Origin of the sequence: Actinokineospora baliensis (assembly GCF_016907695.1) — a bacterium.
Taxonomy (GTDB): domain Bacteria; phylum Actinomycetota; class Actinomycetes; order Mycobacteriales; family Pseudonocardiaceae; genus Actinokineospora; species Actinokineospora baliensis.
Genome location: NZ_JAFBCK010000001.1, coordinates 2,858,668 through 2,881,272, shown reverse-complemented (window position 1 = coordinate 2,881,272; position 22,605 = coordinate 2,858,668). Strand labels below are relative to the sequence as shown.

General features: G+C 70.1%; 22 protein-coding genes. 5 read left to right on the top strand and 17 right to left on the bottom strand.

The window, feature by feature from the left end; all coding sequences use genetic code 11:
* Positions 1-49: 49 nt before the first annotated feature.
* From proB to JOD54_RS13745, 6 genes are all read right to left on the bottom strand, one after another.
* Positions 50-1,165, bottom strand: a complete 1,116-nt coding sequence (gene proB / locus JOD54_RS13770; RefSeq protein ID WP_204450910.1) for a glutamate 5-kinase — start codon at positions 1,163-1,165, stop codon at positions 50-52.
* Entirely contained in the window at positions 1,162-2,613 is a 1,452-nt protein-coding gene (gene obgE / locus JOD54_RS13765) for a GTPase ObgE (RefSeq protein WP_204450909.1), read from the bottom strand. Before obgE ends, proB begins: the two co-directional genes overlap by 4 nt.
* A 91-nt stretch (positions 2,614-2,704) precedes the next feature.
* Entirely contained in the window at positions 2,705-2,962 is a 258-nt protein-coding gene (gene rpmA, locus JOD54_RS13760; RefSeq protein ID WP_092777103.1) for a 50S ribosomal protein L27, read from the bottom strand.
* A gap of 15 nt (positions 2,963-2,977) precedes the next feature.
* Positions 2,978-3,286 (bottom strand): 50S ribosomal protein L21, encoded by a 309-nt coding sequence (rplU, locus tag JOD54_RS13755; RefSeq protein ID WP_204450908.1) that lies wholly within the window; start codon positions 3,284-3,286, stop codon positions 2,978-2,980.
* Positions 3,287-3,467: 181 nt separating this feature from the next.
* Positions 3,468-6,236, bottom strand: a complete 2,769-nt coding sequence (locus JOD54_RS13750; RefSeq protein WP_204450907.1) for a translation initiation factor IF-2 N-terminal domain-containing protein — start codon at positions 6,234-6,236, stop codon at positions 3,468-3,470.
* 187 nt (positions 6,237-6,423) lie between these two features.
* Positions 6,424-7,179: a TIGR03936 family radical SAM-associated protein gene (locus tag JOD54_RS13745; RefSeq protein WP_204450906.1), complete on the bottom strand. Its 756-nt coding sequence runs from the start codon at positions 7,177-7,179 to the stop codon at positions 6,424-6,426.
* A 191-nt stretch (positions 7,180-7,370) separates the two neighbouring features.
* Between JOD54_RS13745 and JOD54_RS13740 the strand changes: the two genes are divergently transcribed.
* Positions 7,371-8,801: a S8 family peptidase gene (locus JOD54_RS13740; RefSeq protein ID WP_204450905.1), complete on the top strand. Its 1,431-nt coding sequence runs from the start codon at positions 7,371-7,373 to the stop codon at positions 8,799-8,801.
* On the opposite strand, the gene JOD54_RS13735 is transcribed toward JOD54_RS13740, so the two are convergent.
* The 6 genes from JOD54_RS13735 to ndk form a co-directional block, all read right to left on the bottom strand.
* Positions 8,791-9,243, bottom strand: a complete 453-nt coding sequence (locus JOD54_RS13735) for a GNAT family N-acetyltransferase (RefSeq protein WP_307859997.1) — start codon at positions 9,241-9,243, stop codon at positions 8,791-8,793. The genes JOD54_RS13740 and JOD54_RS13735 overlap by 11 nt on opposite strands.
* A complete protein-coding gene (locus tag JOD54_RS13730; protein ID WP_204450903.1) occupies positions 9,240-11,210 on the bottom strand; it encodes a TIGR03960 family B12-binding radical SAM protein in 1,971 nt (656 codons plus the stop codon). Before JOD54_RS13730 ends, JOD54_RS13735 begins: the two co-directional genes overlap by 4 nt.
* Positions 11,211-11,245: 35 nt before the next feature.
* A complete protein-coding gene (locus JOD54_RS13725; protein ID WP_372440313.1) occupies positions 11,246-12,082 on the bottom strand; it encodes an ABC transporter permease in 837 nt (278 codons plus the stop codon).
* Positions 12,083-12,886 (bottom strand): ABC transporter permease, encoded by an 804-nt coding sequence (locus tag JOD54_RS13720; RefSeq protein WP_204450902.1) that lies wholly within the window; start codon positions 12,884-12,886, stop codon positions 12,083-12,085.
* Positions 12,886-13,809, bottom strand: coding sequence for an ABC transporter ATP-binding protein (locus tag JOD54_RS13715; RefSeq protein WP_204450901.1), 924 nt, complete (start codon positions 13,807-13,809; stop codon positions 12,886-12,888). Before JOD54_RS13715 ends, JOD54_RS13720 begins: the two co-directional genes overlap by 1 nt.
* A gap of 83 nt (positions 13,810-13,892) precedes the next feature.
* Positions 13,893-14,303 (bottom strand): nucleoside-diphosphate kinase, encoded by a 411-nt coding sequence (ndk, locus tag JOD54_RS13710; RefSeq protein WP_204450900.1) that lies wholly within the window; start codon positions 14,301-14,303, stop codon positions 13,893-13,895.
* Positions 14,304-14,425: 122 nt separating this feature from the next.
* Here ndk and JOD54_RS13705 point away from each other — a divergent pair, with 122 nt between their 5' ends.
* A complete protein-coding gene (locus JOD54_RS13705) occupies positions 14,426-14,899 on the top strand; it encodes a hypothetical protein (RefSeq protein WP_204450899.1) in 474 nt (157 codons plus the stop codon).
* Here the strand turns inward: JOD54_RS13705 and JOD54_RS13700 are convergent.
* The 5 genes from JOD54_RS13700 to JOD54_RS13680 form a co-directional block, all read right to left on the bottom strand.
* A complete protein-coding gene (locus tag JOD54_RS13700) occupies positions 14,896-16,428 on the bottom strand; it encodes an alkaline phosphatase D family protein (protein WP_204450898.1) in 1,533 nt (510 codons plus the stop codon). The genes JOD54_RS13705 and JOD54_RS13700 overlap by 4 nt on opposite strands.
* A 76-nt stretch (positions 16,429-16,504) precedes the next feature.
* The gene (locus tag JOD54_RS13695; protein WP_204450897.1) at positions 16,505-17,062 is read right to left on the bottom strand and encodes a GNAT family N-acetyltransferase; all 558 of its coding nucleotides are present in this window, start codon (positions 17,060-17,062) and stop codon (positions 16,505-16,507) included.
* Positions 17,052-19,178, bottom strand: a complete 2,127-nt coding sequence (locus JOD54_RS13690) for an ATP-binding protein (RefSeq protein ID WP_204450896.1) — start codon at positions 19,176-19,178, stop codon at positions 17,052-17,054. The genes JOD54_RS13695 and JOD54_RS13690 overlap by 11 nt, the downstream gene beginning before the upstream one ends.
* 24 nt (positions 19,179-19,202) lie before the next feature.
* A complete protein-coding gene (locus tag JOD54_RS13685; RefSeq protein WP_204450895.1) occupies positions 19,203-19,772 on the bottom strand; it encodes a DUF6879 family protein in 570 nt (189 codons plus the stop codon).
* A 9-nt stretch (positions 19,773-19,781) separates the two neighbouring features.
* A complete protein-coding gene (locus JOD54_RS13680) occupies positions 19,782-19,994 on the bottom strand; it encodes a hypothetical protein (protein ID WP_204450894.1) in 213 nt (70 codons plus the stop codon).
* 203 nt (positions 19,995-20,197) lie between these two features.
* On the opposite strand from JOD54_RS13680, the gene JOD54_RS13675 reads away from it, so the two are divergent.
* The 3 genes from JOD54_RS13675 to JOD54_RS13665 are packed head-to-tail and all read left to right on the top strand — an operon-like array spanning position 20,198 to position 22,355.
* Positions 20,198-20,848, top strand: coding sequence for an RNA polymerase sigma factor (locus JOD54_RS13675; RefSeq protein ID WP_307859994.1), 651 nt, complete (start codon positions 20,198-20,200; stop codon positions 20,846-20,848).
* Positions 20,845-21,597: a zf-HC2 domain-containing protein gene (locus JOD54_RS13670; protein ID WP_204450892.1), complete on the top strand. Its 753-nt coding sequence runs from the start codon at positions 20,845-20,847 to the stop codon at positions 21,595-21,597. The genes JOD54_RS13675 and JOD54_RS13670 overlap by 4 nt, the downstream gene beginning before the upstream one ends.
* Before the next feature lie 11 nt (positions 21,598-21,608).
* On the top strand, positions 21,609-22,355 hold the full coding sequence (locus tag JOD54_RS13665) for an ABC transporter ATP-binding protein (RefSeq protein ID WP_204450891.1): 747 nt from the start codon (positions 21,609-21,611) through the stop codon (positions 22,353-22,355).
* The last annotated feature ends 250 nt before the right edge of the window (positions 22,356-22,605 follow it).

Below are 22,605 nucleotides of genomic sequence, written 5' to 3'. Positions count from 1 at the left end.
GAGAGAAAGGAGGACGACCCGGCGAGGCCGCCGGGACAACTGAACACCGCTAGCGCGTGAGCGGGAGCGGGACCAGGTCGTCGGCGTGGACCACTTCCCTGCGGCGGTCGGTGGGCAAGTCGTGGGTCGAGTGGCCGATGAGCGCGGGGAGCTCGGCGGCGTCGAAGTTGGTGATGCCCCGGGCGATCACACGGCCGGTGGGAGTGGCCAACTCGACCACGTCACCCGCCTGGAAATCGCCTTTGACGGTGGTGATGCCCGCCGCGAGCAGGGAGCGGCGCCGGTCGACGACCGCGTCAACAGCACCGTCGTCGAGGGTCAGGGTTCCGGTGGCGTCCGCCGCGTAGGCGAGCCAGAACCGGCGGGAGGTCAGCCTGCGTCCGGTGGGGGCGAAGGCGGTGCCCACGTCGGCGGGGCCGAGGGCTTGCGGTGCGTCGGCCGCGGCGGCCAGCAGAACCGGGACGCCCGCGGCGGAGGCCAAGCGCGCCGCGGCGAGCTTGGAGGCCATGCCGCCGGTGCCCAGGCCGGAGGCGCCGACCGCGCCAGCGCGCACACCCTCCACATCGGACTCGCCAGCCACCTCGGTGATGCGGCGAGCGGCACCCAGCCGAGGGTCGCCGTCGTAGAGCGCGTCCACATCGGACAGCAGGACCAGGGCGTCGGCGCCGATGAGGTGGGCGACGAGGGCGGCTAGGCGGTCGTTGTCGCCGAAGCGGATCTCCTCGGTGGCGACGGTGTCGTTCTCGTTGACCACCGGGACCGCGCCGAGCGCGAGCAGGCGGGTCAGGGTGCGCTGGGCGTTGCGGTAGTGCGAGCGGCGGACGATGTCGTCCGCGGTCAGCAGGACCTGACCCACGCGCAGGCTGTAGCGCCCGAAGGAGGCCACGTACGCGTGCCCCAGCGCGATCTGGCCGACGCTGGCGGCCGCCTGCTGGGTGGCGAGGTCACGCGGGCGCCTGGCCAGGCCGAGCGGGGCCAGACCGGCCGCGATGGCACCCGAGGACACCAGCACCACCTGGCTCCCGGCGGCCCGGCGGGCGGCGACCGCGTCGACCAGCGCGTCCAACCGCGCCGGGTCGAGGCCGCCCTCGGCCGTGGTCAGCGAGGACGACCCCACCTTGACCACGACCAGCCGGGCTCCGGCGACCGCGGCGCGGGTGCTCACTCGTCGTCCTCGTCGAGCATCTCCTCGAACGGGGTGCGGCGGGCGACCTTGGCCGCCTTGCGCTCGGTCGCTCCCGCGCGGGTGTTCTGCTCCAACCGCGGGTCGCTGCCCCGGTTGTGCATCATCACCGCCACGCCCGCGGGGGTAGAGGGTTCCCAGTCGAACGTGACGCCGCCGATGGTGACCGGGCAACCCGGGACCGCGCCCGCCTTCGCCAGGGCCTCCTCGACGCCCAGGCGAGCCAGGCGGTCGGCCAGGTACCCGACGGCCTCGGTGTTGTTGAAGTCGGTCTGGCGGACCCAGCGGTCGGGCCGCTCGCCGCGCACGATGAACCCGGTGTCGTCGTGCGGGTCGTGCTCGACGGTGAAGCCCGCGTCGTCGACCGCGGTGGGCCGCAGCACGATGCGGGTGGCCTCGGGCGCGGGCTTGCTGGCCCGGTCCTCCTCGATGACCTTGGCCAGCGCGAAGCTGAACTCGCGCAGCCCGGTCCTGGTCACCGTGGACAGCTCGAACACCGGCAGTCCGCGCGCCTCGATCTCCGGGCGCACCAGCTCAGCGAGCTCGCGCGCGTCGGGGACGTCGACCTTGTTGAGCACGACCACCCGGGGCCGGTCGGCGAGGGTGCCGCCGAGGGCGGGGGTGTAGCGGGCCAGTTCCTCTTCCAGCGCGTCGATGTCCGACAGCGGGTCGCGGTCGGGCTCGAAGGTGGCGCAGTCGATCACGTGCACCAGCACCGAGCAGCGCTCGATGTGCCGCAGGAAGTCCAGGCCGAGGCCCTTGCCCTGGCTGGCGCCGGGGATCAGGCCGGGCACGTCGGCGATGGTGTAGACCGAGTCGCCCGCGGTGACCACGCCCAGGTTCGGCACCAGGGTGGTGAACGGGTAGTCGGCGATCTTCGGCTTGGCCGAGGACAGCACCGAGATCAGCGACGACTTGCCTGCCGAGGGGAACCCCAGCAGCCCGGCGTCGGCCACCGACCGCAGCTCCAGGACCAGGTCCCTGGCCTCCCCCGGCTCGCCGAGCAGCGCGAACCCGGGCGCCCGGCGGGCCTTGGAGGCCAACGCGGCGTTGCCGAGGCCACCGCGGCCGCCGCGGGCGGCGATGAAGCGGGTGCCGTGACCGACCAGGTCGACCACGACCTCACCGTCGGCGTCGAGCACGACCGTGCCGTCCGGCACCGGCAGCTCGAGGTCCGCGCCGGTCGCGCCGTCGCGGTTGGCGCCCTGCCCCTGCTTGCCGCTGTCGGCGCTGGCGTGCGGGCGGAAGTGGAAGTCCAGCAGCGTGTGCACGTTGTTGTCGACGACGAGCACGACGTCGCCACCGTTGCCGCCGTCGCCGCCGTCCGGCCCGCCGAGGGGCTTGTACTTCTCGCGGTGCACCGAAGCGCACCCGTTGCCGCCGCTGCCCGCAGCCACGTGGATGACGACCCGGTCGACGAAACGCGACACCTGGGGATTCCTCTCACAACGAGAAACGAGGGGCGGGCCGGAGTCGTCCAGCCCGCCCCTCGTTCGAAGGGTCTAGCGTCGTCCGCGGGCCTCAGGCCTCGACCGGGACGATGTTGACGGTCTTGCGGCCGCGCTTGCTGCCGAACTGCACCGAACCGGCGGCGAGCGCGAAGAGGGTGTCGTCCTTGCCGCGGCCGACGTTCACACCGGGGTGGAACTTGGTGCCGCGCTGGCGGATCAGGATCTCGCCGGACTTGACGACCTGGCCGCCGTAGCGCTTCACGCCGAGGTACTGGGCGTTGGAGTCGCGCCCGTTGCGGGAGCTGGACGCGCCTTTCTTGTGTGCCATGGCTGCTCAGGTCCTCTACTTGGTGATGCCGGTGACCTCGACGCGGGTCAGCTTCTGGCGGTGACCCTGTCGCTTGTGGTACCCGGTCTTGTTCTTGAACTTGTGGATGCGGATCTTGGGGCCCTTGGTCTGCTCGACGACCTTGCCGGTCACCGAGACCTTGGCCAGGGTGTCCGCGTCGGAGGTGACGTCGGTGCCGTCGACAACGAGCACCGCGGCGAGGGAGAGCTCGGTGCCCGGCGCGCCCTCGAGCTTCTCGACCTCGACGACGTCGCCAACAGCCACCTTGTACTGCTTGCCGCCGGTCTTGACGATCGCGTACATCGGGACGGAAGTCTCCTGCTACTAGACGGTGGGGGTCTTGCGCACCACCATCCGCGACGACTACGAGCGGATCGGGCTTCACAAGACGCGGCCCACCGAGCGGCGGGCCATGTGACAGGTTACGTGTCGGCTGGAAGAGGGGTCAAACCGGGGTGGTCTTGCCCCGGTTCGACCCCTTCTCTCAGCTCTCCTGGGCCACGTCCACCGGCGGTCCCGCCGGACGGGAAGCAGCCCTGCGCGCGACGCGGCGGCGCGGCGGGACGACGGACGCGACCGGCTCCGGCGCGGCGACGGGCTCGCTGGTGGGCGCGGGGCGCGTCTGCGACGCCGAACGCACCTGCGCCGCCGAGGCGGACACCCGCTGGTCGGCCATCTCGGCCGGTTCGCTCGGCTCCCACGGCTCCGCCGCGGTCACCGGCGCCGCGGCGCCCTGGGCCCGGCTGGACGAGCGCCGCCTGCGTCGTGACGTCGGCGCTGCCTCCTCCACGGCGGGCTCGACGGCGACCGTCGGCTCGACCGCTTCGGGGGCCGGGTGCGACCCGTTCTCCGTGTGCTCGGCGGGCTCGTCGTGCTTCGCGGTGGCCTTCGCGATGTCGCGCACGGCGACCTTGGCCGCGTCTTCGCGGTTCTGGTCACCGCCGCCGCCCCGGTTGCGGCTGCGCCTGCCGCCGCCCTGCTGCTGCCCCTTGTCGGGGGCCTGGGCGGGCTGCGCCTGCTGGTTGCCGTTGCCGTTGGTGGCGGCCTTGACCGTCGGCTCGGTGGTGACCACCACGCCGCGGCCCTTGCAGTGCTCGCAGGTGGTGCTGAACGCCTCGAGCAGGCCGGTGCCGACGCGCTTGCGGGTCATCTGCACCAGGCCGAGCGAGGTGACCTCGGCGACCTGGTGGCGGGTGCGGTCGCGGCCGAGGCACTCGGTGAGCCTGCGCAGCACCAGGTCCCGGTTGGACTCCAGCACCATGTCGATGAAGTCGATCACGATGATGCCGCCGATGTCGCGCAGCCGCAGCTGGCGGACGATCTCCTCGGCCGACTCCAGGTTGTTGCGGGTGACCGTCTCCTCGAGGTTGCCGCCGGACCCGGTGAACTTGCCGGTGTTGACGTCGATGACGGTCATCGCCTCGGTGCGGTCGATCACCAGGTAGCCGCCGGAGGGCAACCACACCTTGCGGTCGAGCGCCTTGAGCAGCTGCTCGTCGACCCGGTGCGCGGCGAACACGTCGGTGACGCCGACGTGCTTGCGGACCCGGTCCAGCAGCTCGGGGGCCACGTGGCGGACGTAGGAGTCGATCGTCTCCCACGCGGTGTCGCCCTGGACCACCAGCGAGGTGAAGTCCTCGGTGAACAGGTCGCGCACGACCTTGACCAGCAGGTCGGGCTCCTCGTAGAGCAGCGACGGCGCGCCGGAGCGCTTGACGCCGTTGGTGCCCTCGGACTTGTCCCGGATGACCTGCCACTGCGCCTGCAGGCGGCGGACGTCGCGGCCGAGCTCCTCCTCGCTGATGCCCTCCGAGGCGGTGCGGATGATCACGCCCGCGTCCTCGGGGACGACCCGCTTGAGCACGTCCTTGAGCCTGCGCCGCTCGTTCTCCGGCAGCTTGCGGGAGATGCCGGTGGCGCCGCCACCCGGCACGTAGACCAGGAAGCGGCCGGGCAGGCTGATCTGCGTGGTCAGCCGGGCGCCCTTGTGCCCTACCGGGTCCTTGGTGACCTGGACCAGCACGCTGTCGCCAGTGGACAGCGCCTGCTCGATCTTGCGGGCCTTGCCCTCCAGCCCGGCGGCGTCCCAGTCGACCTCGCCGGCGTAGAGCACCGCGTTGCGGCCGCGGCCGATGTCGACGAACGCGGCCTCCATGCTGGGCAGCACGTTCTGCACGCGGCCGAGGTAGACGTTGCCCACCAGGGAGCCGGAGCCCGACGAGGTGACGAAGTGCTCGACGAGCACGCCGTCCTCGAGGACGCCGATCTGGATGCGGTCGCCCTGCTCGCGCACGACCATCGCGCGGTCGACGGCTTCGCGGCGGGCCAGGAACTCGGCCTCGGACAGGATCGGGGCGCGCCTGCGGCCCGCCTCCCGACCGTCGCGGCGGCGCTGGCGCTTGGCCTCCAGCCGGGTCGAGCCGCGCACGCTGCGCACCTCGTCGCGGGCGGCCTCGCCCCTGTCCTCGCGGGACTCGCGCGGCTCACGGGCCTCGCGCACGTGCACAACGGTGTTCGGCGGGTCGTCGCCCGCGTCGGCGTCGGCGTCGTCCCCGCCCTTGCGGCGACGACGGCGGCGACGGCGACGGGTGGCGCCGTCACCGGAGTCCGCCGATTCCTCGGCGGCCTGGTCTTCTTCAGCCTCTTCGGTCGCGGTGGACTCTTCGTCGTCCTGCTCCGCGCTGTCCTCGGCGGCGCCCTTGCCCCTGCCGCGGCCGCGACGGCCACGGCGGCGACGACGGCTGGAGCCGCCGTCCTCGTCGTCGTCGGACTCGGCCTGGTCCTGCTGCTCGGGTTCGACGACCTCGGCCTCGACGGGCTCTGGCTCCTCGACCGGCGGCTCTTCCCTGGTCACCGGGGCGGGCCGGGCGGCGGGCGCTTCCGGCTGCAGGAACAGCGGTGACGCCGAGGCGAACAGCGGCGTCGGGGGGATCCGCCTCGGGGCGGGCTCCTCAACGGCCTCGACCGCGGGCTCGGCCACTGGGGCGGCCTCTTCGAGGTCCGCCGCGGGGTCTTCGGACCCCAGCAGCGCCCGAACCACGCGCTCGGCCGTGTCCTTGGCCACGCTGGACTGCGCACCGCGAACGGACTCACCGAGCTGCTCCAGCGCGGCGATCACGTCCTTGCTGCTCACCTCGAGCAGCTTGGCCAGCGCGTGCACGCGGACCTTGGCGGGCACCTGCGCCAGAACCTGGTCAACGGGTGTGGTGGTAGCCCCGCCGGCACTTCCGGCAGGGGTAGACGTATCCGACATGTAGCTCCTCCGCCCCCGGGCGCGTCGTCCAGACGCGAGCCGCTCAGGGGCCTAGTTGTCCCTTTTCCACCGCGCTAGGCGGCGGGAATCCTCGCCTGACGCCGCCACGGCTGTGGTCGTCACCGACCACGGCCCGCTGGCGGCAGGTCGTTCGACCACGGCTCGAGGCGCTCCGATCCCCGATGGACTACCCGATCCCCGCTTGCCTGTCTTGGGCCAACGGGTCGGACAGACCGCCATCGTCGTCAAGCCGTCCCTGGGCCAGCCGAGTCGCCTTAGCGGGCACCGGTGGTTCCAGGGCGGCGACGACACGCAGCGCGCTCAGTACGTCGTCGGGCCGCACGGCCGGTGTTGTCTGCCGCACGACCACACGCAGTATCCCACACGAACGCTCCGGGTAGGACATGTCCGGGCCCACACCGCCCGGCGCGTCGCGCTCGCCGGGGACACCCTCGGTCACCTCGGCGCGGATAACCGCAGGTCGGGCGTCGATGAGCCGCCTGCCGTCCTTGGTCAACCGCTCAACTTCCACGTGCTCGGTTGCCAGCAACCGCTCGACCGCGCCGCGCAGGTCCGCTGGCGCGACCCCGGGCAGCTCGATGTGCCAGTCGCTGGCCTCCATCCGCTCGGCGAGCCCGCCCGGGCCCGCCTCGACGGCTTCCAGCACGTCGAGACCCGGCGCGAGGGCGGAGTCGAGCACCTCGGCCAGCCGCTGCGGGTCGACCCGCTCGACCAGTTGGACCTCGACGTACTCGGCCTCGCTGGCCACCCCGGTCGGCGCCGCGCCGATCCAGGAGATCTTCGGGTGCGGGCTGAAGCCCTGCGAGTAGGCCATCGGGACGCCCGCCCGGCGCAGCGCCCGCTCGAAGGCCCTGGCGACGTCGCGGTGGGAGGTGAAGCGGAGCCTGCCCCGCTTGGCGTAGCGCAGCCGGATCTTCTGCACCGGCGACGCCGACGGGTTGGGCTGGTCCTGGCGGCTCAGGATTACTCCTTCTGGTGGTCTGCTCTTGCTCCGGTGGTGAGCCCACCGCCGTAGGTGGCACCGTACCGGGAGCGCCAATTCGGCCCGCGAACTTGTTTCCCCCGCAGCGGCCGGCTAGCGTCCGCACGGAGTGGACAGCCCGCGCCGAGGGAATGCACTGGAGGTCGCCCGTGCCTCTGCTCCGCCTGACGAGGGCGGCGGCGGTCAGCGTCGCGATAGTCGCGGCGGCGTTCGCCGTCCCCAGCCTCGCCGACGGGGAACCCCTCGAGGACGGGTCGCTGCCCTGCCACCCGACGGGGTCGCAGTCGCGCTACCTGGTGCTGTTCGCCGAGGGGACCACAGCCGAGGCCGCGTCCAACGAGATGACGTTGGCGTGCGGGTCGACGGTTGCCTACTACGGCGAAATCTCTGTCGGGGTAGCCACATCGGGTGACCCGCGCTTCGCCGAGCGGCTGGGCCGGGACCGGGCGTTCAGCACCGAGGCGGTGGAGGCCGGGCACGCGGGCAAGATCGCGCCGAGGGTGACCACCGGTGGCGGTGACGCGACCGAGGACCGCTCCGGCGAGCAGTGGGACATGAGCATGATCCGCGCGGACGCCGCGCACGCGGTGTCCACCGGGAGCAAGGGCGTGCTGGTCGGGGTGCTCGACTCGGGCATCGACGCGACCCACCCCGACCTGGCGCACGCGGTGGACCCGTCCCGCTCGGCGGGCTGCCTGAGCGGCAAAGCCGACCCGAGCCCCGCGGCCTGGGCGCCGACGACCTCGCCGCACGGCACGCACGTGGCGGGGATCATCGCCGCGGCCGCCGACGGCAAGGGGATCACCGGCGTCGCCCCCGGGGTGCGGTTGGCCTCGGTGAAGGTGGTCGACGACGACGGGACGGTGCGGCCGGAGTCGGTGGTGTGCGGGCTGATGTGGGCCGCGGCCAACGGGATGGCGGTGGCCAACAACAGCTACTTCGTCGATCCGTGGCCGTTGACCTGCGACCGGGGCGAGGAGCACGTGGTCTACGAGGCGGTCCGCCGCGCGGCCGACCGCGCGACCAGCCGCGGTGTGCTCAGCGTCGCCGCGGCCACGAACGAGAGCCGTGACCTGGCGTCCCCAAGCGGTCAGACGGCCGGGCCGAACGGGCAGTGGCGGACGCTGGACGGGAACTGTCGGGTGCTGCCCGCGGGGTTGCGCGGAGTGATCGCGGTGTCCGCGGTGGGCCCGGATCGGGTGAAGGCGGGCTACAGCGCCTATGGACTCGGCGTGATCGACGTGACCGCGCCGGGCGGGGAGCAGTCCACCGGCACCTGCGTGCTGTCGACGGTGCCCGGCGGGTACGCGCAGGTCTGCGGGACGTCTATGGCCGCGCCGCACGTGTCGGGCGTGGCCGCGCTGCTGGCGTCAACGCACCCGGGTGCTTCGGCGCAGCAGTTGACCAGGCTGCTGACCAACGGCGCGACAAGCATCGCGTGCCCTGCTGACTACGACCTCGACGGTGCGGGTGTGCAGGACGCGTACTGCTCGGGGTACGCGCCGTTCAACAGCTTCTATGGACACGGCCTGGTCGACGCGATGAACGCGGTCACTCAGTAGGCGGCAAGCGCAGCATTAGCGAGTCTGCGGGACCAAACCCGGCACGCTGATAGAACGGGATAGCGCGCTCGGTTGGGCTAAGAACCACGCGTACGTACCCAACGCTGTCGGCGTAGTCCAAGGCTGCCTTGATGAGTTGAGCGCCTACGCCTTCGTTGCGGTGCTCGGGCAGAACGTAGAAGTTGCTGATGTAGCCCCAGGCGAAGCGCCCGATGCCAGGACGGGGCATGCGGGTGAACTCGACCAGGTTGCAGAAGCCGATGGGGCGGTCCGCCTCGGCGATCCAGAACTCCCGCCGCGACCGCTCCTGCTGCCACCACCGGGCGAACTCGGCGTCGAAGTCCGGATCCGTGACCGGCGCGCCCTTGTCCTCCTCGGTCGAGGCGCGCCTCAAGGCGGCCACCGACGCGATATCCGCGTCGGTGGCCCTATAGACCCTCACGAAGAAGTAAGAGCCGGATTGCGTACCGGGGAGCCGACGCCGACCGGGCTGATCGGCAGGAGCTTGCGGCCGGTAGGCCCGATCTCGATGTCGGTGCCCATGGCCGGGCAGACGCCGCAGTCGAAGCACGGGGTCCAGCGGCAGTCGTCCTGCTCGCGCTCGTCGAGGGCGTCCTGCCAGTCGTCCCAGAGCCAGTTCTTCTCCAGGCCGGAGTCCAGGTGGTCCCAGGGCAGGACCTCGGCCTCGAGCCGCTCACGGGTCGTGAACCAGTCGAGGGACACGCCTAGAGGCTCCAACTCGGCTGCCGCGGCAGAAGTCCAACGCTCGTAAGAGAAGTGCTCGCTCCAGCCGTCGAACCGGCCGCCTTCGCGCCAGACGGCTTCGATGACCTTGCCGATGCGCCGGTCACCGCGGGAGAGCAAGCCTTCGATGAGGCTGGGCTTGCCATCGTGGTATCGCATGCCGATGTTGCGGCCGATGCTGCGGTCGCGGTCGGAGTTGACCGCCTCACGCAGCTTGCGCAGCCGGGAGTCGACCACGTCGGGGTGGCACTGCGACGCCCACTGGAACGGGGTGTGCGGCTTGGGGACGAACCCGCCGATGGAAATCGTGCAGCGGATGTCCTTACGACCACTGGCGGCCCGACCGGCGCGGATGACGTTCTTGGCCATCTCGGCGATCTGCAGGACGTCGTCGTCGGTCTCGGTGGGCAGACCGCACATGAAGTACAGCTTCACCTGCCGCCACCCCTGCGCGTAGGCGGCGCTGACGGTCTTGATGAGGTCCTCTTCGGACACCATCTTGTTGATGACCTTGCGGATCCGCTCGCTGCCGCCCTCGGGGGCGAAGGTCAGCCCGGAGCGGCGACCGTTGCGGGAGAGCTCGTTGGCGAGATCGATGTTGAACGCGTCGACGCGGGTGCTGGGCAGCGACAGGCCGGTGTTGGTGCCCTCGTAGCGGTCGGCGAGCTGCTTGGTGATCTCGCCGATCTCGGAGTGGTCGGCGCTGGAGAGGCTGAGCAGGCCGACCTCCTCGAAGCCGCTGTTGGCCAGGCCGGTCTGGATCATCGCGCCGATGCCCTCGATGGAGCGCTCGCGGACCGGGCGGGTGATCATCCCGGCCTGGCAGAACCGGCAGCCCCTGGTGCAGCCGCGGAAGATCTCCACGCTCATCCGCTCGTGCACGCTCTCGGCCAGCGGCACCAGCGGCTGCTTCGGGTACGGCCAGGCGTCGAGGTCCATGGTGGTGCGCTTGGCGACGGTCTCGGGGACCCGGGGGCGGTTGGCGGTGACGGAGTCGAGGTGGCCGTCGAGGCGGTAGGCGACGTCGTAGAAGCGCGGGATGTAGACGCCGCCGGTCTCGGCCATCCTGGTCAGCAGCTCGTCGCGGCCGCCGGGGCGGCCCTCGGCCTTCCACGCCCGGATGATGTCGGTGATCTCGATGACGGCTTCCTCGCCGTCGCCGAGCACCGCGGCGTCGATGAAGTCGGCGATCGGCTCCGGGTTGAAGGCGGCGTGCCCGCCCGCGAGCACGACCGGGTGGTCCTCGGTGCGGTCGGCGGCGTGCAGCGGGATCCCGGCGAGGTCGAGCGCGGTGAGCATGTTCGTGTAGCCGAGCTCGGTGGAGAAGCTGACGCCGAGCATGTCGAAGGCGCCGAGCGGGCGGTGCCCGTCGACGGTGAACTGCGGGACGCCGTGCTCCCGCATGAGCTTCTCCAGGTCCGGCCAGACCGCGTAGGTGCGCTCGGCCAGCACGTCCTGGATCTCGTTGAGCACCTCGTAGAGGATCATGACGCCCTGGTTGGGCAGCCCCACCTCGTAGGCGTCGGGGTACATCAGCGCCCACCGCACGGTGGTGCTGTCCCACTCCTTGACGGTGGCGTTGAGCTCCCCGCCGACGTACTGGACCGGCTTGGACACCCTGGGCAGCAACAGCTCAAGTTGGGGGAAGACTGACTCGACGCTCACAGCGAACCAGGGTAACCCTCTCGGCCCAGCGACCTTCAGGCGAGCAGCAGCTTGCCGAGCCGCCGGGACGCGACGACGACCCCGACGACCGCCATCACCGCGAAGTAGGCGAGGTGGCCGACCAGGGAGAAGTCGACGAACCCGGTGCACAGCGCCCGCATGACCTCGATCGCGTGGTAGAGCGGGAAGCACTTGACCGCGAACTGGACACCCTCGGGGTACACCGTGATCGGGTAGAAGGTCGTCGAGAACAGGAACATCGGGACCAGCGCGAGCTGCACCAGGTCGAAGTCGTGCCACGACCGCATGAAGGTGGTGCAGGCCATCCCCAGCGCACCGAAGGCGAACGCGATGAGGACGGCCGCGGGTAAGGCGAGCACGGCCCACGGGGAGGTCAGCAGGCCCATGCCGAGCATGACGGTGAGGAAGCCGGTGCCGTAGAGCGCGCCGCGGATCAGCGCCCAGGTGATCTCGCCGATCGCGACGTCGAGCGGGCCGAGCGGGGTGGTCAGCACGGCGTCGTAGAGCTTGGCGTACTTGAGCTTGAAGAACAGGTTGAAGGTGGCGTCGTAGACGGCGCCGTTCATGGCTGAGGCGGCGAGCAGGGCGGGCGCGACGTAGGCGACGTAGCTGATCGTCTCGCCGCCGGGGCCGACGACGTCGCCGATCAGCTTCCCGAAGCCGAAGCCGAGCCCGAACAGGAAGAACAGCGGCTCGAAGAACCCGGACACGACCTGCAGCCAGGCGCGCCGGTTGACCAGCAGCGACCGCTCCACGAGGGCCCGGGAGCGGCCCGCGTACATGCCGACGGGCAGGACGCGCAGCAGCAGGCCGGTGCGCGTGGTGTTCGGTGCTGACGCCGTCGTGGTCACCTAGACCTCCAGCCTGCGGGCGAAGTTGCGCACGACGAAGTGCCCACCTATGACGACCAGGGCGACCAGGAAGGCCAGGTGGCCCAGCACGGGGAAGAACTCACCTGTGCCGAAGGCGGAGGCTCTGGAGAGCTCGGTGCCGTGCCAGAGCGGGGTCAGCCACACGATCGGGCGCACCCAGGCGGGCAGCTGGTCGACCGGGAAGAAGGTGCCCGCGAACACCGTCATCGGGACCACGATGAACCGGAAGATGGCGCTGAACTGCTGTCCCTCGGACTGCAGGGTCGCCGAGTACGCGACCACGGGCGCGGCGAAGGCCATGGCGGCGAGCAGGGCGGCGAACAGCGACCCGATGACGCCCAAGCTGGTCACGGCGCCGAGCAGGGCCGCGATGACCAGGAAGGCCACCGAGGAGACCGACAGCCGCAGGAAGATCCAGAGCAACTGGCCGAGGGCGAGCTGGGTGGAGGTGATCGGGGTGGACGCGACGCCGAGGAACGTGCCCTTCCACTTGAAGGCGGCGAGCACCGGGTACGTCGATTCGAAGGCCGCTGTCTGCAGCGCGGAGGCCACGACCAGCGCGGGCGCCAGGTACTGGACGTAGGGCAGGCCGCCGGTGGCCGCGCTGGGCTGGATCTGGGAGCCGAAGCCGAGGCCGAGGGCCAGCAGGAACAGCACCGGCTCGATGACGCTGGACACCGCCGAGGACCGCCAGTTGCGGCGGTACCAGGCCCACAGGCCCTCGACGACCAGCCAGACGGCGGTCGGGGTGGCCGGGACGTGCGCGCGGGTGGCGGTGGTCATCAGTCCACCAACGTCCGGCCGGTGAGGCGCAGGAAGACGTCTTCGAGGGTGCCGCGGCGGACCAGGCTGGAGGCGGGTGTCAGGCCGCGCTGGTGGGCGGCGGCCAGGGACGCCTCGCCGTCGGTCGTGTAGAGCAGCAGGCGGTCGGGCAGGACCTCGACCCGGTCGGCGAGCCCGTCGATGGCCGCCGCGTCGGGCTTGTCGGTGGTGAACCGCAGCTCGAGGACCTCGCGGCTGCAGTACTTCGCGATCAGCTCGGTCGGGCTGCCCTCGGCGACGATCTTGCCGCCGTCCATGACGACCAGCCGGTCGCACAGCTGCTCGGCCTCGTCCATGTAGTGCGTGGTGATGATGAGGGTGACGCCCTCCTGGCGGAGCCGGAACAGCCGGTCCCAGAGCAGGTGGCGGGCCTGCGGGTCCAGGCCGGTGGTCGGCTCGTCGAGCAGCAGGAGCTGGGGGTCGTTGATCAGCGAGCGGGCGATGGTGAGCCTGCGCTTCATGCCCCCGGACAGCGGCTCGACGTCGTCGTCACCCCGGTCGGCGAGCTGGGCGAACTCCAGCAGCTCGACCGCCTTGGCCCGGACGTGGGCTTTGGACAGTCCGAAGTAGCGGCCGTAGACGTGCAGGTTCTGCCGCACGGTCAGCTCGTTGTCGAGGTTGTCCTGCTGCGGGACCACACCGAGCCGGGCGCGGATGGCCGGGCCCTGGCTGCTGGGGTCCATGCCGAGCACGGACAGCTCACCGCCGGTGCGCGGCGACACGCAGGACACCATCCGCATAGTCGACGACTTGCCCGCGCCGTTGGGCCCGAGGAACCCGAACGCCTCCCCAGGCCGAACGTCGAGGTCGATCCCGCGCACGGCCTCGAAGTCGCCGAACGTCTTCGTCAGGCCTCGTGCTCTGACCAGTGCCCCATCTGCCACGCGGGCACCCTAGCCGCAGGCACCGACAATTCCCGACGGAGTTTCGCGCCGCCCGGCGGTTGCGGCCGGGCGGCGCGGGGTCCTCAGAGGTTCGGGAACCAGATCTTGATCTCGCGCTCGGCGGAGTCGGCCGAGTCGGAGCCGTGCACCAGGTTGAACTGGACCTCCAGGCCGAAGTCACCGCGGATGGTGCCCGGGGTGGCCTTGTCGACCGGGTCGGTCCCGCCCGCGAGCTGGCGGAACGCGGAGATGGCCCGCGGGCCCTCGACCACGAGCGCGACGAGCGGACCACCGGTGATGAAGTCGAGCAGGTCGCCGAAGAAGCCCTTCTCGGCGTGCTCGGCGTAGTGCTGCTCGGCGACCTCGCGCTCGACGGTGCGCAGCTCGAGCGCGGCCAGCGACAGCCCCTTGTGCTCGATGCGGGAGATGACCTCCCCGACCAGGCCCCGGCTGACACCGTCGGGCTTGACCAGGACCAGGGTGCGCTCACTCACGGTTCTCGGTACTCCATTTCACGGTTCTGGCGTCGTGTAGACCACACGAGCGTGTGAGCAGGGTAACCCGGTGCGGTGGCAGCGTTTGTCCGGCTCCCTCTTGGCTGACCACCGTTGGCCTCATGTTCAAGTCGCTGGCCCTATCAGCGGTGATGCTGTCCGCTACCGCCCTCCCAGCCGCCGCCGGCCTCTCTTACGCCTACCGGTACCCACTGGCCTTGGAGACAGACCTCAGCGTGGAGGCGTTGACTGAGAGCGTGGCTCACAACTTCGCACTGTTCTTCCCGTTCGACTCGAACTGTGTGGAGCTGCCGCCTATAGGGGGAAGGTGTGACCTCTATGCGTTCCCTGGACTGTCTAACCCCGTGCAGGTGATAGACAGGACAGACAACTCGTGGACCTTCCTATCACTCCCCGGCCACACCGAAGGCGCAGGCAGAACCACCGTCTTCTCCTTCGAACGCGCGACAACCGGAATGGAACTCCGCATCCGCGCTGGAGGCCCCTACACCCCCACCGCAGCCGCAGCGATCCACTCCGGTGCCGCCTACGCGACCTGGTACCTCTTCGCCAACAACGTGTCCACTGTGTACTAGCGGCTGGGCCTCAGCGTCTTCGACCAGAGCGAGGTGCCCTTGCCGTCGCGGAGGTAGACGGTGAGGTCGCCGGTGCGGCCGTCTACTTGGACCTCTCCGAAGTGCTGGAAGCCCTCCAGGGGCGAGGTGTTCGCGACCGGCGGGGCGTGCACAAAAGCAGCCTCGGGGCCGAAGGTCGGGTCGAGCGTGTTCGGGCCGAACGCCCCCGCGTGCAGAGGGCCGGAGACGAACTCCCAGAACGGGTCGAAGTCGGCCACTGCGGCTCGGTCGGGTGAGTAGTGGTGCGCGGCGGTGTAGTGCACGTCCGCGGTCAGCCAGACGATGTTGCGGACGTGGCGGCGGGCGAGGGTGCGCAGGACCCAGGCCAGTTCGAACTCGCGGCCCGCGGGGGCACCGGGTAGACCGTTGGCGACGCCTTCGATGTCTTTGCCGTCGGGGACGATCAGGCCGATGGGGAGGTCGGCGGCCACGATCTTCCAGGTGGCGCGGCTGCGGGCGAGGCCGTCGACGAGCCAGCGGGCCTGGCGAGCGCCCAGGATCTGGCCCTGGCCGTTCTTGTCGGCAGTGTTGGCGTCCTTGTAGGTGCGCATGTCGAGCACGAAGATCTCGACGTGCTTACCGTAAGAGAAGCTGCGGTACAGGCGACCGTCCTCGGCGCGCCGACGGTCGACCGGCTGCCACTCGTGGAACGCCTGGGTCGCGCGGGCCGCGAGAACGTCTACGCGCTTTTCTGTGTACTGCGGCAGGTCGAGGATCTCGCCGGGGTACCAGTTGTTCGTAACTTCATGGTCATCCCATTGAACGATGCTGGGCACCCGCGCCGCGAACGCACGCACATTCTCGTCGAGCAGATTGTAGGCGAACTGCCCGCGGTACTCGGCGAGCGTCTCCGCCACCTTCAGCTTCTCCGGCGTCACGATGTTGCGCCACACCCGACCGTCGGGCAGCGCCACCGTCTCCTTGAGCGGCCCGTCGGCGTAGACGGTGTCACCGCTGTGGATGAAGAAGTCGGGTCGGCGGGCCAGCATCGCGGCGTAGGCGGTCATGCCCCCGATGTCCGGGTTGATCCCCCACCCCTGCCCGGCGACGTCCCCGGACCAGGTGAAGCGGACGTCCTCCCGCCCCAGCGGCGCGGTGCGGAAGGACCCGACCAGCGGCGCACTGCTGGTACGGCCGTCGAGGTCCTCGGCGTGCACCCGGTAGTGGATCTCCTGGCCCGCGGGCAGCCCGGTGAGCCGGAGCTTGCCGGTACCGTCGGTGGTGGGGGTGAGGACGGGCCCACGCAGGCAGCGGGCGTGGCGGAAGGACGGGTCCCTGGAGACCTCGACCACCATCCGCGACGCCCGGTCCGCCCGGGCCCACAGCAGCGCGCCATCACTGGTGACATCGCCGGTCTGGACGCCGTGGGTGAGCACCGGCCGCGCCTTGGGGGTCGCGAAGGCGACACCGGGCAGCGCCACCCCGGCGGCGAGGGCGCCCGCGCCGATACCACCGGCGCGCAACAGGGTCCTGCGGTTCAGTTCGGTCATGAGCCGGTTTGTAATCGCCCACCACAGCGCCCGGACCAACCCGAGTTGACCAGTGGATGACGCTTGGCCCGGCGGCTCAGCCGCCCAAGTCCCGGACGAAGATCAACCAAGACGGCGGTGTGGCACCCGGCACGGGGCCCTTCAGCCCCAGGCAGTTCCAGCCCGTCCGCCGGTAGAACTCGTGGGCCCGCACCGCGGTCGGCTGGACCGACAGCACCGCGCGGTGTTCCTCCCTCGTGTCGAGCAGCGCGGACAGCACCGCGAGACCGATTCCACGCCCCCGTTCGCCGGGCGCCACCGCGAAGTCGTCCAACGCGAAGGTCCTGCCTGGCCATTCGGCGGTGACGTCGCTGGGCAACGGGTCGGGGAAGTCCGCCCACCACTTGTGGTCGACCGGAAGGCGGTGACCGTACGCGAAACCGATCACCTCGCCGCCCCGTCGGGCTACCGCGATCCCGAACGTCGGGTCGGTCCGGAGTTCGGTGAGCGAGGCGTCGTGCCCAGCCGGACCGTCGTCCGACCAGACGAACGGCGGGGCGGAGAAGACCCGGTCGTAGAGGGAACGGAGGTCGCTGTGGTGTTGCTCGGCGAGGCAGGCACCACCGACCTCGATCGCCACGCCGTCACGGTCCACCCGCTCCCCCGATCCTCTGCCGCACCGCGGCCGCGGCGGGGTCACCGAGCAAGTCGTACAAGTCCCCTGCCCGGTGCCAGGCCACCGCGGCGCTCGCCGGATCCCCGCGCCGCGTGTGCACCTCGCCGAGCTCGACCAGAACAGCCGCCTCGCTCCGGTGGTCAGCGAACTCACTGAAGATGTCGACCGCTATCGCCCCGCGGGCAATGGCGTCGTCGAGGTGCCCGAGATCGCGCTGGACCTGGATCAACTGCAGCGTGCCCCATGCCTGGCTCCACTGGTCGTCGATACCGGCGAAGACCGCGACCGCGCGTTCGCAGTGGTCAACCGCTTCGGGCAGGGCCCCGAGCCGGTAGTGCACCTTGCCGATGCTCAGCAACGCCATCCCCGACCCGCGGGGCAGGCCAGCGGTGTCGAAGACCGAGAGCGCCTCGCGGTAGTACCCCATGGCGGCATCGAGGTCGTCGACGCCCTCCATGGCCAGGCCGAGGCCTCGCGTTGAAAACCCGATCAGCCACGAGTGCCCGATCTGGCGTGCGAGCGCCGCACACTCCGTGTACACCGCAGCCGCGGCCTCGAACTCGCCGAACCGCCAGTGGTAGTCGCCCAGGCCGAGCAGGTTGGCCGACATCCCCAGCGGATCGAGCAGTGCCCGCGCGGCGGCCAACCCGGTTTCGTGGATCTCCCGCCAGTCGTTCCAGTAGGCGCTGAGTTCGAAGAGCCCGTCGAGGACGACCGGCAGTTTCCACGCGAGGTCGTAGTGGCCCAGGTCGGTCGCCAGTTCGATTGCCGCCAGGAGGGTGAACCGCTCGCGCTCGAACCAGGCCCGCGCCGCGGCGGGTGTGGCGAACTCCGGCACCGGGGTGGCTGGCGCGGGCGGCATCGGCACGGTGTTCGAGTGGGGCAAGATCGTGGCGCGACCCGCGTCCGCCGCCCAGAGGTACCAGCCGAGGACCCGGCGCACCGCCTCGGTCCGGCCGCGCTGCGAGTTTGTGCGTTCACACCGTTCGCGTGCGTACACGCGGATGAGGTCGTGCAACTGGAAGCGGCCCGGCGCGACCTCGTGCAAGAGGTGCGCGGCGGCCAGTTCGTGCAACTGCGCCACCAGCAGGTCGGGTTCGACGTCGACGAGCGCCGCGATCGATGCGGTGGAGTACTCGATGCCCGGGTGCGTCCCGATCAGCCGGAAGATCGCCTGCTTCGGTTCGGACAAGGAGTGGTAGGACCAGGAGAACACCGCCCGGACATCGGCCAACTCGTCCTCGGCCAGGGCGAGCGCGTCCAACCGGTCGTGCTCGCCGAGCAGTTGGGTCGCCAGCTCGGCCAGGCGCAGGTGCGGGCGGTTGGCCGCTCGTTCGGCGACGATGCGCAACGCGATCGGGAGGTGCCCGCACGAGTTCGCGATGCTGTGGGCGGCCCGGGTGTCCGCCGCGACCCGCCGGTCGCCGATGATCTCGGCGAGCAGCCGGACCGAGTCGTCCGGTGAGAGCACGTCGACGGTCACAAGTCTCGCCCCTTCCCTGGCCACGAGGCCCGACACGCTGGTGCGGCTGGTCAGGACGGCGAGACATCCCGCGGTCGCGGGCAACAACCGGCGGATCTGCCGCGCGGAGACGACGTTGTCGATCACGATCAGCAGGCGCCGGTCGGCGACCATCGTGCGGTACAGGGCCGCTTTCTCGTCGACCGAACGCGGCACCACCTCGGGTGCAGCGCCCAGCGCCCGTAAGAACACGTCCAACGCCTGGTCGTCGGACAACGGTGATTCCGGGCCGTAGCCGCGCATGTCTATATAGAGATCGCCATCGGGGAACCGGCCACGTGCCGCGTGCGCCCAGAACAGCGCCAGCGCGGTCTTCCCCATACCCGGACCGCCGACGATCACCGCAGCGCCCGCGGGCCCCGCGGCGGGTGACGAGTGTTCGTCGAGCGCGCGCAGGGCAGGCTCGCGATTGGTGAAACCGGCCGGGGCGGGCGGGAGTTGCCGGGGCACGGGAACGGCGGGCACACCGCGGTGGTGGATGTGCAATCCACCGCGCACCGTGCCCACCTGGACCACGTTCTCCGCGTCGCCAGTGCTGGCGTTGTCGGCACGGGTGCCGTCACCCTCGGGCATCAGCGCCCGCCGCAGACTCGATCATCACTTCTGCTCGACGAACAAGGCGTCGTAGCGCTCGGCGAATTCCTGGTACGGCACGGATTTCAGGACCGCCGCGTCCCGCCACCGATTGGCCAGCACGATTTCGTCGGCGTCCTCGACGATCTCAGCGGAGTGGAAAGTGCCGTCGTCCCCGTAGTTCATCGCGACGAGCACCTCGGAGTCGAACAGCCAGTATTCCCGCTGCGGCAGGTCGTCCGGCCACAGCCCCTTCTCCACCGGGATGATCCGCACGTGTTCGCCCGCGGGGACTGTGTGCTCATAGGCCCACGCGCACTCGAACCGCACGTAGTCGGACAGGGGTTCTTCGACGATGTGCACGCGGTGCATGTACTTGCCTGCGCGGCGCGCGGGCTCCACGGTCCCGGAGATCCACCCCGAGATCCCGGGGAACTCCCCCCTAGACTCACCGGTCAGGAACCGGGCGAACTCGTCCTTTTCATAGCTGACCCGGTAGTGCTGCCGGGATTCCAAGCGGAACACGGTGTACCGGAACTCGCGGAAGAGCCGGTTGAACTCGTCGTCCTCGAGCGAGGTGAAGACGGTCGGCACCTGTCGCCCCTATCGAGCCCGGTAGCGGTCCACCGCACCCAGCAGAACGTCCGCCGATATTCTCACGGCGTTCTCACCGGGCAATACATTCGCCAGCTCCGCATGGGTCTCGTCGTCCAATTCGATGCCTTGCACGACAAAATCCCCGGACTCCGCGAGATAGACACTCGGGCAACCATTACCACCCGAATTTTGATCCTTGTTCAGCATGACCAGTTTCATTGCAATTCGCCCTTTTTTCCCGAATAAACCTCCCGATAGAACCGATTCAGCGTAGCACGTACGGCGCCCCCCAGGTTCCACCGAAGGGGTCAAACAACGCTATCGTGTGAGCGTATGACCGCCGCGTCCCGCTTTTGACAAGACATTTTCTGGACACACGTCCGATACCGCCACAGTGTGAATGAGCGGGATTAGATCGCTCAGTGGGGGGTTGCCGCGCCGGTCAGGCAAGGGGAACACCCCAGCCCCGACCGGCTCGACGTGTCTCAGGTCACAGTCGGATCGAGAACCTGCGTGCGGCGTGCGGGCGACCAGTGGGTGTGGGTGTGAGCGACGAGGCTGGGCTGGTTCAGCGGGCGGCTCGGGGCGACAGGGTGGCGTTTGAGCGGTTTTACCGGCAGACGGCGCCTTGGTTGGTGGTGCGGTTGCGGCGGCGGTGCCGGGACGAGCAATTGGTCGCTGATGTCATGCAGGAGACGTACCTCGCGGTGTGGCGGGCGGCCGGGCGGCTGTCGCTGGTGTTGACGGAGGAGTCGGGGCTGGGGTGGTTGTGGACCATCGCGAGCAGGCGGTTGGTGGACGGGTTCCGCAGGCAGGCGCGGGAGGGGCGACCGGTTCCGGCTGGGGCGGCAACTGCTGTATCCGCCGAGGAGGCGTTGCTCGAAGAGGTCTTGGACGGGGACGTGGGGGCGGCGGTGGAGGGGTTGGCGCCTGAGTTGTGGGCGGTGTTGCGGGCGCTGGTGGTGGACGGGTTGAGCGTCAAGGAGACCTCGCGGGTGTTGGACGTGCCGGAGGGGACAGTGAAGACGCGGGCGCGTCGGGCCCGGATCGCTCTAGGGAGGGCGCTGTCATGACGCACGTGCCGCCAGCTCTTATCGCGAGCTACGCCCAAGGCCTGAGCACCGGGATCGACGCCGCGGTCATAGAGGCCCATCTCGGGACATGCGCGTCCTGCCGTTCCAAGCTCCATGTGCCGGACAAGGTGCTCGACGAGGTGTGGGGTGAGATCGACCTAGGCGCGACGAGGCCGCGGGGCTCGGTTTGGGTCCGAGCAGCCGTGTGGGCGTCACCCGCGATGGTGCCGTGGATCGCGATGACGGTCTTGGTCACCGCTGTCACTGTGGTCACCGATCTCCTGGGGACTCAACTGTTGGTGTTGCTGGCGCCGATCGCACCGGTCGCCGGTGTGGCCGCGGCGTGGTCGCGCGGCATGGATCCAGCACACGAGATCGTTGCCTGCACTCCGCGCGCGGGCTTGGACTTGGTGCTGCGTCGCACGATCGCGGTCTTGGCCGTCCTGCTGCCGGTACTGCTGCCGTTGGGTTGGCTGATCGGGGCCTCCCCCGCGCAGTGGCTGCTGCCGTGCTTGGCGTTTACAACGGCGACGCTCGCGCTAGGCACCCTCATCGGCGTCAGGCGAGCCGCAGTAGGACTGGCGACTACCTGGGTTGCGTTCGTAGTGGGCCCCAGCCTGGTCGCGGCAAGCCTGCCCGCCCTGCTCGCTCCGTCTTCGGCGGGCCTTTGGTTGATCGCGTGCGCGGTCGCAGCGGTGGTTGTTGTGTTGCGAGCGTCCGCGTTCACGCGTTTGGCCAGTGGGAACTAAGAGAGGCGACGATGGTGCGGGTACAGGCTGTCGGGCTGCGGGTGCGCGCGGGCCGCAGGATGGCTGTCGATGGGATCGACCTCGATCTCACGAACGGCGTGCATGGTGTACTCGGGCCGAACGGCGCGGGTAAGACGACGTTGATGCGGGCTCTTGCGACCGTGCTGCGCCCTGCGTCCGGCGAACTGACCATGTTGGGGACCCCTCTTAGCTCGCGCGAGTCGCTGCGGCAGGTACGTGAGCGGATCGGCTACCTGCCGCAGAAGTTCGGTTACTACAAGAGGTTCACGGTGCGCGAGTTCGTCGAGTACATGGCCTGGCTCAAGCAGATGCCCGGGGTGGACATACCTGGGGCAGTCGAGCGCGCCGTGGAGCGGGTCGGTCTGGGTGACCGCGCCGACGACCGGCTCAGCACGCTTTCCGGGGGCATGGTCCGGCGGGTGGGCATCGCCCAGGCCATCGTGAACGAGCCTGCTGTCTTGCTGCTCGACGAGCCCACAGCGGGCCTGGACCCGGCAGAGCGGATGCGATTCCGCGCACTGCTGCGGGAATCCGCGGAAGACACGTGCGTGGTGGTGTCGACTCACTTGGTGGAAGATGTCGCGGCGGGTTGTGATCAGGTGCTGCTGATAGACAAGGGCCGCGTGCTGTTCCAGGGTGGCACCGACGATCTCGCGGCTGCGGGAGAGTCTTCCGACGTTGGGGACAGCCCGCTTGAGAGGGGCTACTCGGCCTTGCTGGACCGGGCTGCGCGGTGACCTCTCTGCATCTCCGACGGTCAGTAGGCCTACCGGCAGGTCTTGGGCTCGCCGTACTCCTACTCGCGATCGCGCATCTCATGTCCGGCCCTTGGACAAAGGGAGACGCGGCGTGGAGCCGCGATTGGACCGGCCTCGCCGAGTGGTCGAGATACCTGCTGATGTTCGTCTGGCCGCTGGTTCTGGGCGCGGGTGCGTGGCAAGGAGCGCGCGACACCCGATCGGACATGGATGAATTGCTCGCCACTGT